Genomic DNA, 16,807 nt, shown 5'->3' on the forward strand with positions numbered 1-16,807 from the left:
GGTATTATTTCATTTCATTGACTGTAAAACTACGACTTTCCAGGACATCCAAGAAAGCACTAACGGTATCTAATGCCGTAAAGAGTGGGACAGCGTTTTCGATGGCCGCATTTCGAATCAAACGCCCGTCTGATTCAGCTCGGTCATCGGCTTGTGTCGTGTTAATCACGACTTGGAGCTTTTGTGCACGCAGGGCTTCGACTGAATTGTTGTCAGATTCAGCAATTTTATCCAACGTTTCAACAGGCATGTCTTGACTAGCAAGATAAGCACCTGTCCCGGCCGTTGCAAACAAGGCAAATCCAAGGTCGTTGAAACGACGGGCTAATGTTAACGCTTCTTCCTTATCGTCATCAGCGACTGTAAAGAGAACATTGCCATATTGTGGTACTTTAATGTTTGAGGCCACAAAGGCTTTATACAAAGCTTTTGGCAAAGTTGCATCTGAGCCCATGACTTCACCAGTTGACTTCATTTCTGGCCCAAGTAGTGAATCAACGTCTGGTAATTTCGTAAATGAGAAGATTGGTGCTTTCACATGGACCATATCATCAGCTGGCACCAAACCCGTTTCAAAGCCCATATCTGCCAACTTTTCACCCAACATCACACGAGTAGCCAGTTGTGCCAATGGGATGTGAGTCACCTTTGAAATGAATGGCACCGTACGTGAAGCTCGTGGGTTCACTTCAATCACGTAAGCCGTGTCTTCATGAATCACGAACTGTACGTTCATCAACCCAATCGTCCCCATGGCCTTTGCCAAATTAATGGCTGCTTGCGTCATTTCATCTTGGACTTTTTGTGACAAGTACTGTGGTGGGTACACTGACATTGAATCGCCTGAATGAACACCTGCACGTTCGATATGCTCCATGATACCTGGAATAACTGCGGTTTCACCATCTGACAGAACGTCCACTTCTGCTTCTTGTCCTACCAAGTAAGAATCAATCAAAACGGGGTGGTCATTTGACACCTTCACAGCACGTTGCATATAGTCTTGTAATTCATCATCTGATGAGACAATCTCCATTGCCCGACCACCTAACACATAAGATGGGCGAATCAACACCGGATAGCCAATCTCTTGGGCCGCTGCTAAGGCCTCTGCAACTGTGGTAGCTGTTTTACCAATGGGTTGTGGCAATTGTAATTGTTTAATGACTTGATCAAAGGCTTCACGATCTTCGGCACGATTCAAGTCTTCAACGGTTGTGCCTAGAATATGGACACCATTTTCAAACAAGGGTTGTGCCAAATTGATCGCTGTTTGACCACCAAACTGCACCACAACACCCAAAGGTTGTTCTAAGTCAATCACATTCAAAACATCTTCAAGCGTCAAAGGCTCAAAGTATAACTTGTCTGAGATTGAAAAATCTGTTGAGACCGTTTCAGGGTTCGAGTTCATGATAATGGCTTCGTAACCGGCCCGTTGGATCGCCTTAACGGCATGCACGGTCGCGTAATCAAATTCCACGCCTTGCCCGATACGAATTGGTCCTGAACCGAGTACGATAACAGATGGCTTATCCGACTTCACGGATTCATTTTCACGTTCATAAGTGGCATAGAAATAAGGCGTTTGTGACTCAAATTCAGCTGCCACCGTATCCACCATCTTATAAACTGGGATAATGCCGGCTTCTTGGCGTAGTTGACGAATTTCTGCCGTTGATTTTTGCCAGAGACCTGCAATGGTTTCATCTGCAAAACCATTTTTCTTCGCGTAGTGTAGGTAATCTAAATCACCAACATGCGCTGCCAAATCACGTTCGATTTCAATGATGTGTGACACCTTATCCAGGAAGAATTCATCGATTTGTGTTTTATCATGAATTGTTTCGATGCTGACACCACGACGCAACAAGTCAGCAATCATGAACAAACGATCATCACGTGCAGGCATCAAAGCATCAAGCAACGCTTCATCTGTCATATCATCATATGTGATGTCATTTAAGCCTGTTGCACCGATTTCAAGCGATCGCACGGCTTTTAACATGGCTTCTTCCATGTTACGACCAATTGCCATGACTTCACCAGTGGCCTTCATTTGCGTGCCTAAACGGCGATCCGCTGTGGCAAACTTATCAAATGGCCAACGTGGAATTTTAAAGACCACATAGTCTAATGCTGGTTCAAATTCGGCCTTAGTCGTGCCAGTGACAGGGTTAATAATTTCATCTAACGTCAACCCAACCGCAATTTTGGCAGCCATTTTAGCAATTGGATAACCTGTTGCTTTGGAAGCCAACGCTGATGACCGTGAAACACGTGGGTTGACTTCAATAATGTAATACTTATAAGACTTTGGATCCAACGCCATTTGAATATTCACGCCACCTTCAATTTTCAAGGCGCGGATGATTTTCAAGGCTGAATCACGCATCATTTGCACTTCACGATCTGACAAAGTTTGCACTGGTGCCGTCACAATTGAATCACCCGTGTGGATACCAACAGGATCAAAGTTTTCCATGGATGCCACGACCAGCGCATTATCATTGGCATCACGCATCACTTCAAATTCAATTTCTTTATAGCCCGCAATTGAACGTTCAATCAACACTTGCGTCACAGGTGACAATTCCAAACCATTGGCGGCAATTTCGACTAACTCGTCATGCGTGGTTGCAATCCCACCACCCGTACCACCTAAGGTATAGGCAGGACGAACAATCACTGGATAGCCATGCGTGTCGGCAAATGCCAAGGCTTGTTCCAAAGTAGTCGCAATCGTTGATTCAGGAATCGGTTCATTCAAACGTTCCATCAAATCCTTAAACGCTTCACGGTCTTCCGCTTCTTCAATAGCCGTGAGCTTTGTCCCTAGCAATTCGATATGCAAATCATCCAAGATACCTGCTTCAGACAAATCCTTGGCCATGTTCAAGCCAGTTTGGCCACCAAGTGTTGGTAGAATGGCATCTGGTCGCTCCTTACGCAAAATACGTTCGATGAAATCAATTGAAATTGGTTCAACATAAACCTTATCAGCGATTTCTGCATCCGTCATAATTGTGGCGGGGTTTGAGTTCACCAAAATGACTTGGTAGCCTTCTTCCTTCAAGCTCAAGGCTGCTTGCGTCCCTGAATAATCAAATTCAGCAGCTTGTCCAATCACAATTGGGCCAGAACCAATCACCAATACTTTGTTAATGTCTGTACGCTTAGGCATTTTGTGTTGTCTCCTTTTGTGCTTCAGCAATCATGTTCAAAAAATCATCGAATAAATATTCCGCATCGTGTGGCCCTGGGGCAGCATCAGGATGGAATTGAACTGAGAAAGCGTGGTGGTTCTTGAGGCGCAAGCCTTCAACTGTTAAATCGTTGATTTCTTCATGGGTTACTTCGAGGTTGGTGTCCCCCAAGCTATCACGATCCACGGCATAGCCGTGGTTTTGTGAGGTAAAGTCCAAACGTTCATGGGTCAAATGGCGCACAGCGTGGTTAAAGCCACGATGGCCAAATTTCATTTTATAAGTTTGGGCGCCGTTAGCCAGCGCAAATAACTGATGACCGAGGCAAATCCCCATCAATGGCAACTGCTCTTGTAACGTTTGAATGGTTGGAATGGCATACGCAGCATCTTCAGGGTTACCAGGGCCATTTGACAAAAGTACGCCGTCTGGATTCGCTGCTAGCACCGTTTCGGCTGAAACATCTGCTGGAAAGACCATCACGTTAGCGCCACGTTTTGCTAAAGCGCGCAAAATCGAGTTCTTCAAACCAAAATCAATCAAGGCGATTGACACACCATCCGTTGGATTTTGATATTGCGTCTTCGTCGTCGCTTCGGCAACCAAATCTGCTGATGTTTCAAAATCACGCAATTGCGCAAACACATCATCCGTCACTTCATCAACCAAAGCCGCCTTCATGGCGCCTTGGTCACGCAATTCACGCGTCAAAGCACGCGTATCAACGCCAGTAATCCCTGGCATCCCCATGCGTTCAGCCCATTCCGTCAAACTCATCATTTGTCGCCAGTTACTTGGGCGACGGGCAATTTCATGTACAACAATGGCTGAGGCTGCTGGCCGTAAACTTTCAAAGTCATCACGGTTGATGCCGTAATTACCAATTAAAGGATAAGTGAAGACAATCATTTCACCACGATAGGATAAATCTGTGATTGATTCTTGATAGCCTGACATACCGGTGTTAAATACCAGTTCGGCCATCACGTCTGTCTCAGCCCCAAAGGCTTCACCTTCATAGATCGATCCATTTTCAAGTACTAAATATCGCTTTTTCATTTGTCCCTTATCCTTACTGTAATTTACGTTCTGCAGTGTCATGCTTGATACACAAGGTCACCAGCAACCCAAGTCGCCATTGTGCGACCATAAACTGGCCAACCCACAAACGGCGTGTTTATACCGAGTGATTTAAAGTCTGCTTCAGCAATCGTGTCCCGTGCTGCTAAATCAAACAAGACCAAATCGGCCGTTTCGCCAGCAGCAATTTGGGTTGGCGCTTGCAAACCAAAGGTCGTAGCCGGCGCAATCAACATGCGGTGGATCAACGTTTCCAACGTCATTACCCCTGATTTCACCAAATGCGTATAAAGCAATTGGAAGCTCGTTTCAATGCCCGTAATGCCGAATGGGGCTGTTTTAAAGGATTGTGCCTTTTCTGCCGTCCCGTGTGGCGCATGGTCAGTCGCTACCATGTCAATCGTGCCGTCCAGCAAACCTGCTAACACCGCTTCACGATCGGCTTGCGAACGTAGCGGTGGATTCATCTTGAACAAGGCGTTATCCCCAGTAATATCTGAATCAGCTAATAAAAGATGGTGTGGTGATACTTCAGCCGTCACATGCACGCCTTGTGCCTTCGCTAAACGCACGAGTTCAACAGACGTTTTCGTTGAAATATGAGCCACGTGGTAATGCACCCCAGTTGCTTGCGCTAGGACAAGATCACGTGCAAGCTGTGCGCTTTCGGCTAATCCTGTAATACCTGGTAATTGCAATTTATTGGCCGTTTCGCCAGCATTCATCACGCCACCATGGAGTAAGGAATCATCTTCTAAGTGCGCAACCAATGGCTTATTGACGCTAGCTGCTGCCGTCATGGCTTGCAGCATCGTATCGGCTGTTTGCACCCCTTTCCCATCATTACTGAAGGCAACTGCCCCAGCGGCTGACATGCCTGCAATATCTGAAACCGTCTGGTCCGTTAATCCAGCTGAAATAGCGCCATATTGTTCGACATGGACAACCCCGTTTTTGGCATTTAACGCAACCTGTTGGGCAACCCGTTCAGGACTATCCGGTACTGGATTGAGATTTGGCATGGCAACAACGGTTGTAAAACCGCCGCGAGCCGCTGCTGCCGAACCAGAAGCAATCGTTTCTTTATACGTAAAGCCTGGTTCACGGAAATGCACATGCACGTCCACCAAGCCATTGGTCAGAAAAGCGCCATTGGCATCAAATACCTCTGCCGTAGGGGCTGTGATTGTTTCGGCGACTTGCGCAATTTTTTGACCATCGATCAAGACATCGTGTTGCTTAAGCTCACCGTCTACGAGCAGGTTTGCGTTTTTAATCAGCTGCATGTTCAGTCTCCATTGTATATTCTAAGATTGCCATTCTGGCATAAACACCGTTCGTCATTTGCTCAAAGATGCGAGATTTTGGGGCTTCCACCAAGTCGTCTGCGATTTCGACATCGCGATTGACTGGGGCTGGATGCATCACAATCGCAGTCGCTTTCAAACGTGCATAACGCGCCTGATTTAAGCCATATTGTTCGTGATACTGTCTAGCTGAAAAACTTAAGTTTTCCGTTTGGGTAATCCGTTCATGCTGAACGCGGAGAAACATGACCACATCCTGTTTGTCCCAATCTTCATCAATGGCGACGAAGTGACCAAATTGTTGAAAATCATCAGGTAACCAACTGTCCGGTCCTGAGAATGTGACGTTGGCACCTAATTGATGTAGGATTTCCGCATTGGAGCGTGCCACCCGTGAATGTAACAAATCGCCAACAATTCGGATATGCAACCCATCAAAATGACCAAATTGTTCATAAATGGTCACCAAGTCAAGCAAACTTTGAGAAGGATGTTGTCCACTCCCATCACCCGCGTTGACTAATTGTGGGATGGGATGGCCAGCTGCTTCAAGCACTGGCACATACCAATCATTGACGGCATGCCGGACTACCGCAACATCAATGCCGATCGCTTTGAGGGTTTTGAGGGTATCTGCTAAACTTTCCCCTTTTGACATCGAACTGGTTTGTGGATCAAGCACAATTTGATGATAGCCCAGCTTGTTTTCAGCCATCTGAAAACTTGTATGCGTTCGGGTTGAATTTTCAAAAAAAAGATTGGCAACGGTGAATGGTACCTGGTTTGGCGTTGCACCAGCTTTTAAGGCCAATGCCCGTTGCACCAACTTTAACACATCACCACGATCGAGTGCATTTATATTCAGAAAATTTCGCATAATACCCCTCTTTATACAAAAACCGCGTAAGTCGGCAGACTTACGCGGTTCTAGAAAATTACGGTCAATAGTATAGACTACGACCCCGAGTATCTAAATGCCTTGCAAGTCTCTCTGGACTTAATTAAAGGTTTTATCGTTTCACATATAGTAGCATTTTTTTGGCTCAGTTGCAAATGCTATTTTGCAAAGAAATGCTTATTTTGTTGGTTGACGTTTGCTTTAGCTGTTTGATTTGAGTTCCAGAATGGGACAATCACCTTACCTTCAATATGCTTAGCATCAACGAAACCAAAGTAACGGCCGTCATTAGAAACTGAGCGATGATCACCCATTACGAAATATTCTCCGGCTGGCACTTTCACCTTGTTACGATCCTTCTTTTGCCACAAATCACTTGCTGAAAGACTCGCTAATGACCAGTTCTTACCAAATGACATCTCTGTGCCTTCGGTCCGTTCATTAATCCCAATATAGTCTTGGTTAACTTGCTTACCGTTAACGTAAAGATTTGAGTCCTTATAAGAGATGGTATCCCCAGGAACACCAATAATACGCTTCACGTAATCTTTTTCACCAGGCCGAATTCTTGGATCTTCCTGACGCGCATCAAAAACAACCACATCGCCTCGTTGATACTTAGCAATCTTATTCAAAATCACTAACTCGTTGTTTTGCAAATTAGGCGTCATTGATGGGCCACTGACGTGAACAAAAGTAAATAGAAACGTGCGAATCAAGATGACAATAATTAACGCTGTACCAATTGGCACAAGCCATTCTTTGAAAAACTCAAAAAACTTCTTTAACATCATTTTCCTCTTTCATAACACAGTACGCTGTCATCACGTACTATGCTGTAATTTAGCGACGCAAAGCTGCGTAAGCATCCGCTACTGGCTTTGTGACAATATGATTTAACTCAGTCAACAATGTATTCAAAGCTTGTTCAGCCGACAACAATGCCGTGATTGTGTCATTTTTTTGTACTTTTTCAGCAACAGCATTCCACTCTTTTTCTTGTTCCACTGTTGGTTGTTGTTGCGTTTGCATCATTTGTTGCACAGCCATTTGGATGTCTTGGAATTGATCAAACAATGCCTTCGCTTCTGCATCAGCTTGGATCGCATCAAATGCTGCTTGCCAGGCTGTATATTGTGGGGTTGTCTTTAAAACATTTGCCATTTCGTTGGCGTTGTCATAAATGTTAACTGTCATATTATTATCCTCTTATTTTTAATTTTTTACGTCACGTGATTATTGGCCACCAAAGAGGCCTTTAACTGCTTGCCAAGCTTTGCCAGCACCATTAACTGCTTGATTGACCCCATTTGAGAAATCCGATCCCAAACGGCCCCAATCAATCCCTTGACTCGCCTGATTGTTATTATTTGACGCGCTATTTGGATTGGTGACTGAGAAGTCCGTCTCTGGCGTATTAGGCAAAACTTGTTGGAGTGAGTATTTCACCAATGGACCCATTGTTGCGGTTAGGCCCAAAGGTAAACTATTATCTTTATTCTTCGTATCTAAGCCCATCCAATAGGCAGACACCACATCTTTCGTGTAGGCCAGCGCCCATGAGTCCTTCGATGATTGGGCATTTTGCGTATCATTGGAATTTTCAGTGGTCCCTGTTTTACCTGCAATGGTAAAGCCGCGTGGCGCGGCGCCAAGACCCGTCCCGTTGGTGTAAGTTCCAAGCATCATCCGCGTCATATTGTCAGCAACACGTGAGCTGATGACACGTGTTTGCTTTGCTTTTGGCTGTGAGACAATCACTTTACCTGTGGCATCGACAATCTTAGTAATGAAGTGCGCATCACTCATCACCCCATCATTGGCAAAAGCGGTGTAAGCTTGTGCCATTTGAATGGGTGACACACCGTTCGTTAAGCCGCCCAATGCCAATGAGAGATTTTTATCTTTCTCGGTTAACGGCAAGCCAAACTTTCTGGCACTGACATACCCAGCATTAACACCAATTTTATTAAGTAAGTAAACAGCCGGCACGTTATACGAGTGCGCCAGGGCTGAATACATCGGTACGTCTGCTGTTTGCACATCTAAGGCATTATGCACCGAATAATGGTTCGTCCCAAAGGTCCGCGTCGTGTTTGGTAGCATGGTATCGATGCTGTAACCGCGTTCTAAAGCTGGCGCATAAACGGCAATCGGCTTAATGGCCGAACCTGGCGAAAGCTTTGACTGCGTGGCATAATTAAAGCCGCGGAAGGTATGCGTCTCTTCTCGCGCACCAACGAGCGCGCGCACGCCACCAGTTTTGGCATTCAGAATCACACTAGCCGCCTGCGCGTCAGTATTGTAATTAAACATCGCTGGATTATCAAAATCCGTTTGCAAATGCTTCTGATCTTGCTGGTTCAACGTTGTATAAATCTTATAGCCACGGTTCATGACGTCTGTTTCGGTCAACCCATACGTTTGAATCGCTTCATTGATGACGGCATCAAAGAACCACGGATAACGATAATTATTTTGACTATTATACGTATCGCGTAACGTCATCGGCGCGGCTTTGGCCAACTTATACTCAGAGGCCGATAACTTTTTATTGGCAACCATTGTGCCAAGTACCACATTCCGCCGGTCGAGCGCGGCTTGTGGGTGATCAATCGGATTATACAATGCCGGACTTGGCAACATGGCCGTTAAGGTTGCTGCTTGAGACGTGGTTAAATCACGGGCATGCACTCCAAAATACTTTTGCGCGGCATCTTCAACACCCCAAACACCATGACCAAACCAAGCATTATTCAGATACATGGTGAGAATCTGATTTTTGGTATACACTTGCTCAACCTGCATCGACAAGAAAATTTCCTTGGCTTTACGCGTCATCGTTTGTTCTTGCGTCAAGTAGGCATTCTTCACCAACTGTTGTGTTAAGGTTGAGCCACCACCGGCGATTGCTGACGAGCCCGTCAACTTATTTTTCAAGTTGAGAACCACCGCCCGCAAAATGCCTTTAATGGAAAAGCCATGTTCTTTGTAAAAATTACGATCTTCACTCGATATGACCGCATCACGCATATTTTGCGAAATACTATCATAACTGACATAAGTCCCTTTTTGCGAATACAATTCACCCGCTTTATCACCCGCATCATCATACACTGACGTGGTTTGCGCCAGCGTAGCTTGCAGGTTCTGCACGCGGGCAGTTTTCGCGAGGACCACTAGATACACACTCATTAGTAGAAAACCGGTCAAAAAGATAACCACCAGCAATCGCCACAACTGCCAACGCTGGGCAACCGGCCTGATCTTATCACGCATTTTCTGAATCAATTGCTTCAACGCCTTCATACCTTAACCTATCAAAGCTGACCAGCGAGCCGTCAGCACTTCCGCGCTTGCTTCATCTGGACTGGTGACATAAATGGTGTCAAAACCGGCCAACGTTGCGACAACTTCTGACAAATGGGCATCGTCAATAATCCCTGCAACAGCATTACCACTAGAATCTGTCGTCTTAATAATCGTCATAAATTGCACGCGCTTGACAAAAATGGCATATTCAGCAATTGCTGAATCCACAGCATTTGCTGTCACCGGATTACCAGTTTGCTCATCATCTGATGATAGTTGTTGATAGCGTAGTTGGCCGTCAATATCTTTAATGCGGACAATTCCTAATGCTCGAATATCACGAGAAATTGTTGTTTGCGTCGTCTCAACTTGATTTTTCAATAACTCACTGAGTAAATCTTCTTGGCTTGTAATCACTTGATTTTGAATAATCTCAAGGATTAAGGCCTGCCGTTGTTGTTTTGAAATCATATTTTTCTCCTACATGAGAATAAATGCTACTACTTTAAGCAGCGGCCACGCAACACCTGGTTACATTTCTTCTGGCGCTTTCACACCAAGCAAACGCAAGCTTTCTGTCAACACAATTGTAACGGCTTCAACCAAGGCTAAACGTGCTTGCAATTGGTCATCATCCGTCAAAATCTTTGAGTTGGCATAGTACTTATTAAAGGCGCGTGATAGCGTCAAAGCATACTTGGCAATGATGCTAGCTTCGCGTTGTTGCCAAGCACGTTGCACCGTAGCAGGGAAGCTGTTCAACGTCGTGATAATATCCCAAGTCATTGGGTCATCAAGCGTCACCGCATCCAAGCTAACTGAAACAGGCGCCTTACGCAAAATTGACTTAGCACGGGCATTGGTATATTGCACGTATGGTCCCGTATCACCTTCAAAGCGCACCACTTCTTCCAAGTTAAAGTCAAAGTTGTTGGTACGGTCATTCATCAAATCGTGGAAGACGACGGCACCCGCACCAACTTGTTCGGCAACCTCTTCCTTATTTTCAAGAGTTGGGTTCTTTTCTTGGATTTGCTTCAAAGCCAAATCATGGGCGTCATTTAAGACGTCCTTCAACAAGACAACATCACCCTTACGCGTTGACATTTTCTTACCGTTAAAGGTGATCAAGCCAAAGGAAATGTGTTCAACATCATCGGCCCACTCAAAGCCCATCAATGACAACACAGCCTTCATTTGAACGAAATGTTCCCGTTGTTCACCACCCACAACATACAAAGACTTGGCAAAATCATACGTATCCTTACGGTAAACTGCCGCCGCCAAATCACGGGTCATGTACAAAGTCGCCCCATCTGTGCGCTTAATCATGGCAGGTGTCAAGTTCGGGTTGATATCTGACAAATCAACAATTTGCGCCCCTTGCGACGTGACCAACAAGTCCTTTTCCGTCAACTGGTCCACAACTGTGTCCATTTTGTCATTGTAGAATGCTTCACCGTTGAATGAATCAAACCCAATGTCTAAGCGATCATAGATTTCTGTAAATTCTTTCAGTGATTCTTCACGGAACCATGCCCATAATGCCAACGCTTCTTCGTCACCATCTTCAAGCTTTTTAAACCAAGCCCGACCAGCATCGTTCAAACTGTCATCTTCCTTGGCCTTGTCGTGGAATTCAACGTAATAACGCAACAACGTCGCAATCGGATCAGCTTTCACTTCATCTTCTGATCCCCAAGTCTTGTAAGCATAAATCAACTTACCAAACTGTGTGCCCCAATCACCCAAATGGTTGATTTTGATGGGTTGGTAACCGTTTTTGGCTGTGATATTGGCCAAAGCGTTCCCAATCACAGTCGAACGCAAGTGGCCCATTGACATTGGCTTGGCAATGTTCGGTGATGACATGTCAATCGTGACATTTTCACCTTGACCGTCGGTGTTGTTACCGTAGTCTGCCTTTAATGTCAAAATCGTTTGCAAGGTCTCACGAGATGTTGCCACTTTATCCAAAAAGAAATTGACATAAGGGCCAGTTGCGACAACCTTTTCAAAACCAGTTTGGTCAATTTCTGCCACAATATTAGCGGCGATTTGTTGTGGCGCTTGTCGCAAAACTTTGGCCAACGTAAACGTTGGAAATGCGACATCACCTAATTCTGATGATTTTGGTGCTTCTAATTTTTCAGCAATTTCTGATGCTGTTAAATCTGTCAACACTGCTGCAAGTGCTGAGACAACTTGTGTGTTATCTGCCATGTGTCCATATCCTTTTTTATATTAGTTTTTATTATACCGTATTTTTTGCCTGCAAAATAAAAACTCGTCTCTTGATGTATCACAAGAGACGAGTTTTCACCCGCGGTACCACTCTAATAGCTTTCGCCACTCAATATCTAATTGTTTGACTCCAAATACGCGCCGTTTCCTTCATTATCTGACTCACACCCACTCAGACTCGCTGGTAATGAATTACCGAAACATCTTTATTCTTCAACGTCAGCCTCAGCAGTTTTTGGTACTGGGGCATGCTTAATCACTTCAATTTCATCCATTCGAACCACTGCACGATGATTCATTTCGTTAACAGTGGGTTGGTCAGCCGGATCATTTTCCGTAATTTCAACCAACAATGAATTTTCATAAACTTTTTCAACTTGTCCAGTAAATGGCTTTTCCAAATTACCATAAGCTGGTGCGAGTAAAATGTCGCCAATATGATATTTAGAGGCCTTGTTTTCTTCTTCGTCTGCCATGTTTGTCAGCTGTGACGTATTGGCTGTTGCTTTATAAGTCAACAGCGCAATTGCAAGGACAATGCGCATTGCGATTTTCAACTGTCCTAGTCACATTTTCCTCCTGTAATCGATGTGTAACACCATATTTTACCACAAAAACGCCGCTATTTCAACGTGCTAATCCGTTGCATAATCTCACGCGCCAAGGTTAATTTATCTGCTTGGGGTAAAGTTTCTGCTGGCTGATTTGGCGTTAAGATCGTAATCACATTATCATCCGATGAAAAGCCAATGTTTGGCGAACTGACATCATTGACGATCAACATATCTGCCTGCTTCTTTTTCAACTTGGCTTGCCCATAGGCAATCACATCTTGGGTCTCGGCCGCAAAGCCAACAACCAACTGGTGGGCTGATTTTTGCTGCCCCGCCATTTTCAAGATATCAGGATTTTGGACAAGGGTTATCGTCAAACCGCCATCCCCTTGCTTCTTGATTTTATCTTGGGCCAGTGTGGCAGGCTTAAAGTCTGACACTGCTGCAGCCCCAATAAAAATATCTGCGGTCGGAAAAGCCGCCATCACGGCCTCATACATCGCTTGAGTTGAATCAACCATGACCTTGGTGACGCCAAAAATAGTCTGGCGATCAACCGTGGTGATGAGCGTAACCTCGGCCCCATTTTCGGCGGCAGCTTGGGCTAACGCATAGCCCATTTTACCACTTGATTTATTGGTTAAAAAACGCACCGGATCTAGCGCTTCACGCGTCCCACCAGCCGTAATCACAATCTTTTTGCCACGCAGATGGCCTGTTTGGGCGCGGAGTCGGATGGCCGCTTCTGCCAAAATGGCTTCTGGCTCTGGCAAGCGCCCTTTGGCGGCATACCCTTCTGCCAAAAAGCCCTCGGCTGGTTCAATCACCAACCAACCATCGGCCGCAAGTGTTGCCAAATTGCGGACAACCGCGGGATTGGTTAACATCACGTCATTCATGGCCGGTGCAATAATCTTTTTAGCTGTTGAGGCCATAATGGTTGCGGTTGGTGCATCATCAGCCAACCCGTTAGCCAACTTACCAATCATGTTTGCTGTGGCGGGGACGACGAAAATGATATCCGCCCACTTAGCCCAGTCAATATGCACCACCTCAGTCGTATGGCCAACAAATAAATCAGTTAGCACGTCATGCCCAGATAGAATGGCAAGTGTTTTACTGGTAATAAATTCTTGTGCTGATTGCGTCATCGCAACCCGTACATGGGACTGATCCTTCACGAGTAAACGGACAAAACTAGCAGCCTTATAAGCTGATACACTGCCTGTGACGACGACCAGCACATTTTTTTCTTTAAACATTTTCCTTACCAAGCACAGCAAAGCGTGTGCATGCCTTTAATTCTTGTGACCGCAGCTAAAATACCCGTCACTCACTGAAAAAATTGTAACATATTCTCACAACCCCTGCTGATGTCACGCAAAAAAGCGCTGGATTAACAGCGCTTTTATTTTAGGCCTTTATCAAACAACTTGCCAGCCACCGGTAATTGGCCAAGCGTTGCCATTTTCTTACTATCCACAACGACCAAATTCGTGGGTGAATTAGCTAACGTCGCGAAAGCGTTAATAGATTGGTTTTGGAAGTACTTGTCATCCGCCCCCGCCAAACCAGCTTGCACCGTATCGATTCGGTAACGTTCGGCATCCGCACGTGTTTTAGTGGCATCAGCTTCTGCTTTCGCCGTCGCCATCAACGCGTCATTTTTAGCCTTAGTTGTGAGTTCGATAGAGCGTGCCTCACCTTCGGCTTTCGCAATGGTTGCCACCCGTTCACGATCAGCCGTTAACTGCTTATCCATCGCTTCTTGGATGGAAGCTGATGGTCGTAATTCATCAATGTTGATACGATCAACATTAATGCCGTACGTGTTCGTTAAATCACCAATTGCTGAGGCGAGCTGAACGTTAATTTTGGTCGTAGATCCCAAAGCTTCATTCAATTCCATTCGACCAATGATATCACGCAAGTGACCACGCACAAGTTGCGCCATCGATTCAACCGAATCCGTATTTTCATACATATATTTCACCGCATCCGTGACATGGTAGTTCAACGTGACACTGGCTTTAATATCAGCATTATCCGCCGTAATGACTGAATAATCTGGTAATCGCAATGGCCGCATGGCCAAACTGACATTTCGAATGCGTTGGACAAATGGCACATAAAAGTGAAGCCCAGCTTCTTTCCGCGTGCGATACTTACCAAGCGTTTCAACTAAACCTGCGTTGTTTTGTGGCACAATTTTAAAAAATAGCATCTTTCTCCCCCGTGTATTAAGATTCGTAAACAGCAATGACTGGCTTTAATTCACGCAACGTTAAAATATTGCCAGTCGCTTCAATCACAACATATTGCCGATCCACTTTAGCCGTCGCAGCATTATCTATCAAATAACGATAATAAATACCCGACACCAAGACTAATCGATTAAACAAATCAAAGTTTTCCCCTGAAATAATTTGACCGACAATTTGCCGCTCCTCAAAAGTTTCTGGTTGCGCGCCTGCTTCGAGCAACTTCGTCAAATAACTATTCAGGGAACGACCTTCTTGCGCCGCCTGTTCCGCTAATATTTCATGCAATTCTGGCGCAATCCGCAATGGAATACGACCTGATTTATGAGTTTTTTCTTCGTCAATCTTTTTCATATATTAATGATATCACATTTATGTCAAAGAAGACAATATGTGATATCTCATTAAAAAAACACGCCTGATACGGGCGTGTTTTTTAGGCATTATTCGCATTTAAAACGTTTTGGACAACCGCATAGTCGCCAATATAGGGTTCGTCAACACCGTTAATCTTTTGATACGGGTCCTCACCTTTTCCGGCAACAATCACGATATCATGCGGGTTGGCCTGTGCAATCGCCTGTTGAATGGCTTGGATACGATCCATTTCAAAATGTACCGTCACATCAGGATTGGTAATGTGGGCCGCAATTTCTTTGGCAATGGCCATTGGCGATTCAAATTGTGGATCATCAGCCGTCAAAAAGACCGTATCCGCAAACTCTGACACCACCCGACCAAAGTCAGCACGGCGTGACACACCTTTATTGCCTGGTGCGCCAATCACCACTGAAACTTTACCATCAGGATATTGACTCTGCGCAAATTGTAGCAGTGCCCGCATCGACGCGTAGTTGTGGGCGTAGTCGACAAATGCAACCCCATGATCTGGAATCGGTAAGCTCAACATACGACCAGGAATAAAGACCGTATCTAAACCAGCCACCATATCAGCATGCTGGGCACCCGCCAAGGCAGTCATCATCAACGCCGCTAAAGCGTTTGATTCATTAAAATCACCTGGCAAATTCAAACGATAAGTCCCGTTCATCTCAGCCAAATCACTCTCAGCAACCGTGAAACGACTCTCATGAATCGCACTTTCAAGAGACTGATACGTGTACGCGCCACCTTGATCGGCTTGACTATAAGTATAGACGTGATCATGATGCGTTTTGGCGTGTGCTAACACGGCCGATAACTGATCACTTGCTGCATTAACAATAACCTGTTCAGCATGATCTAGCAACATCATTTTATGCGCTAAATAGTCTTCAAAGCTGGGATGTTCATTTGGTCCAATGTGATCAGGTGAAATGTTCAAAAAGGCACCAACTTGAAATTCTAGGCCGTAGACACGTTGTTTGAGATAAGCCTGTGAGCTGACCTCCATAACCAAATGCGTCATATCATTATCAACAGCGCGGCGCATATCTTTGAAGAGTTCATAAGATTCCGGTGTGGTCAAATCTGACTTTTTCTTATCAGCTGGTTGATTGCCAGTAATGCGATCAACCGTTGAAAACAGCGCTGTATGCTGATGCGTCATGTGCTGTAAGATTTGAAAGGCCATGTACGCCGCGGTTGTTTTGCCTTTTGTCCCCGTAAAGGCGCCAATCCACAAGTCGTTTTGTGGATAGTCAAAAAAGGCCATCGATAAGACTGACAACGCCTTTTGGACATCCGTGACTTGCCATTGTGGCAAATCAACCGGTAGCAGTTCTTCCGTGACTAAACCAGTCACGCCAGCGGCTTGCGCCAAATACTCTACCCGAAATGCCCCTTTGACAACAAATAACGTCTGGTCTTTGACTTGACGGGTATCATAATGTAAAAAATCAAATGTTTGATCGCTATCCGGCTTAGCGACTAACAAATGATGGGCAGTGAGTAATTGTTCAATTGTTTTACTTGTGAGTTCCATAAGCTTTATTATACAAAAAAA

The 16,807-nt window shown here is 45.1% G+C and carries 14 protein-coding genes; all 14 read right to left on the reverse strand.

Annotation, left to right across the window (positions count from 1 at the left end; translation table 11 throughout):
- Positions 1-4: 4 nt before the first annotated feature.
- A complete protein-coding gene (carB, locus tag FGL80_RS07480) occupies positions 5-3,184 on the reverse strand; it encodes a carbamoyl-phosphate synthase large subunit (RefSeq protein ID WP_055307776.1) in 3,180 nt (1,059 codons plus the stop codon).
- Entirely contained in the window at positions 3,177-4,265 is a 1,089-nt protein-coding gene (locus FGL80_RS07485; protein ID WP_055307775.1) for a carbamoyl phosphate synthase small subunit, read from the reverse strand. Before FGL80_RS07485 ends, carB begins: the two co-directional genes overlap by 8 nt.
- Positions 4,266-4,303: 38 nt before the next feature.
- On the reverse strand, positions 4,304-5,572 hold the full coding sequence (locus tag FGL80_RS07490; RefSeq protein ID WP_055307774.1) for a dihydroorotase: 1,269 nt from the start codon (positions 5,570-5,572) through the stop codon (positions 4,304-4,306).
- The gene (locus FGL80_RS07495) at positions 5,559-6,470 is read right to left on the reverse strand and encodes an aspartate carbamoyltransferase catalytic subunit (RefSeq protein ID WP_055307773.1); all 912 of its coding nucleotides are present in this window, start codon (positions 6,468-6,470) and stop codon (positions 5,559-5,561) included. Before FGL80_RS07495 ends, FGL80_RS07490 begins: the two co-directional genes overlap by 14 nt.
- 179 nt (positions 6,471-6,649) lie before the next feature.
- A complete protein-coding gene (gene lepB / locus FGL80_RS07500) occupies positions 6,650-7,282 on the reverse strand; it encodes a signal peptidase I (protein WP_010000573.1) in 633 nt (210 codons plus the stop codon).
- Between the two features lie 52 nt (positions 7,283-7,334).
- On the reverse strand, positions 7,335-7,688 hold the full coding sequence (locus tag FGL80_RS07505) for a YlbF family regulator (RefSeq protein ID WP_147001916.1): 354 nt from the start codon (positions 7,686-7,688) through the stop codon (positions 7,335-7,337).
- A 39-nt stretch (positions 7,689-7,727) separates the two neighbouring features.
- Positions 7,728-9,800, reverse strand: coding sequence for a PBP1A family penicillin-binding protein (locus tag FGL80_RS07510; RefSeq protein WP_055307771.1), 2,073 nt, complete (start codon positions 9,798-9,800; stop codon positions 7,728-7,730).
- Positions 9,801-9,803: 3 nt separating this feature from the next.
- On the reverse strand, positions 9,804-10,274 hold the full coding sequence (locus tag FGL80_RS07515; RefSeq protein WP_055307770.1) for an arginine repressor: 471 nt from the start codon (positions 10,272-10,274) through the stop codon (positions 9,804-9,806).
- A gap of 60 nt (positions 10,275-10,334) precedes the next feature.
- A complete protein-coding gene (gene argS / locus FGL80_RS07520) occupies positions 10,335-12,026 on the reverse strand; it encodes an arginine--tRNA ligase (protein WP_055307769.1) in 1,692 nt (563 codons plus the stop codon).
- 227 nt (positions 12,027-12,253) lie between these two features.
- Complete coding sequence (locus tag FGL80_RS07525) at positions 12,254-12,523, reverse strand: DUF2187 domain-containing protein (RefSeq protein ID WP_029508918.1); 270 nt, start codon at positions 12,521-12,523, stop codon at positions 12,254-12,256.
- 146 nt (positions 12,524-12,669) lie between these two features.
- Complete coding sequence (coaBC, locus tag FGL80_RS07530) at positions 12,670-13,863, reverse strand: bifunctional phosphopantothenoylcysteine decarboxylase/phosphopantothenate--cysteine ligase CoaBC (RefSeq protein ID WP_055307768.1); 1,194 nt, start codon at positions 13,861-13,863, stop codon at positions 12,670-12,672.
- Between the two features lie 146 nt (positions 13,864-14,009).
- Complete coding sequence (locus FGL80_RS07535) at positions 14,010-14,825, reverse strand: SPFH domain-containing protein (protein WP_010000582.1); 816 nt, start codon at positions 14,823-14,825, stop codon at positions 14,010-14,012.
- 16 nt (positions 14,826-14,841) lie between these two features.
- Positions 14,842-15,216, reverse strand: a complete 375-nt coding sequence (locus FGL80_RS07540; RefSeq protein ID WP_055307767.1) for a toxin-antitoxin system HicB family antitoxin — start codon at positions 15,214-15,216, stop codon at positions 14,842-14,844.
- An 82-nt stretch (positions 15,217-15,298) separates the two neighbouring features.
- A complete protein-coding gene (murE, locus tag FGL80_RS07545) occupies positions 15,299-16,786 on the reverse strand; it encodes a UDP-N-acetylmuramyl-tripeptide synthetase (RefSeq protein WP_147001917.1) in 1,488 nt (495 codons plus the stop codon).
- Between the last annotated feature and the right edge of the window lie 21 nt (positions 16,787-16,807).

The sequence above is a fragment of the Leuconostoc lactis genome, from assembly GCF_007954625.1.
In the GTDB taxonomy this organism is placed as follows: Bacteria; Bacillota; Bacilli; order Lactobacillales; family Lactobacillaceae; genus Leuconostoc; species Leuconostoc lactis_A.

Coding starts and splice junctions, on each gene's coding strand:
- carB (WP_055307776.1), bottom strand. CDS start 3,184: ATGCCTAAGCGTACAGACATTAACAAAGTATTGGTGATTGGTTCTGGC.
- FGL80_RS07485 (WP_055307775.1), bottom strand. CDS start 4,265: ATGAAAAAGCGATATTTAGTACTTGAAAATGGATCGATCTATGAAGGT.
- FGL80_RS07490 (WP_055307774.1), bottom strand. CDS start 5,572: ATGCAGCTGATTAAAAACGCAAACCTGCTCGTAGACGGTGAGCTTAAG.
- FGL80_RS07495 (WP_055307773.1), bottom strand. CDS start 6,470: ATGCGAAATTTTCTGAATATAAATGCACTCGATCGTGGTGATGTGTTA.
- lepB (WP_010000573.1), bottom strand. CDS start 7,282: ATGTTAAAGAAGTTTTTTGAGTTTTTCAAAGAATGGCTTGTGCCAATT.
- FGL80_RS07505 (WP_147001916.1), bottom strand. CDS start 7,688: ATGACAGTTAACATTTATGACAACGCCAACGAAATGGCAAATGTTTTA.
- FGL80_RS07510 (WP_055307771.1), bottom strand. CDS start 9,800: ATGAAGGCGTTGAAGCAATTGATTCAGAAAATGCGTGATAAGATCAGG.
- FGL80_RS07515 (WP_055307770.1), bottom strand. CDS start 10,274: ATGATTTCAAAACAACAACGGCAGGCCTTAATCCTTGAGATTATTCAA.
- argS (WP_055307769.1), bottom strand. CDS start 12,026: ATGGCAGATAACACACAAGTTGTCTCAGCACTTGCAGCAGTGTTGACA.
- FGL80_RS07525 (WP_029508918.1), bottom strand. CDS start 12,523: ATGGCAGACGAAGAAGAAAACAAGGCCTCTAAATATCATATTGGCGAC.
- coaBC (WP_055307768.1), bottom strand. CDS start 13,863: ATGTTTAAAGAAAAAAATGTGCTGGTCGTCGTCACAGGCAGTGTATCA.
- FGL80_RS07535 (WP_010000582.1), bottom strand. CDS start 14,825: ATGCTATTTTTTAAAATTGTGCCACAAAACAACGCAGGTTTAGTTGAA.
- FGL80_RS07540 (WP_055307767.1), bottom strand. CDS start 15,216: ATGAAAAAGATTGACGAAGAAAAAACTCATAAATCAGGTCGTATTCCA.
- murE (WP_147001917.1), bottom strand. CDS start 16,786: ATGGAACTCACAAGTAAAACAATTGAACAATTACTCACTGCCCATCAT.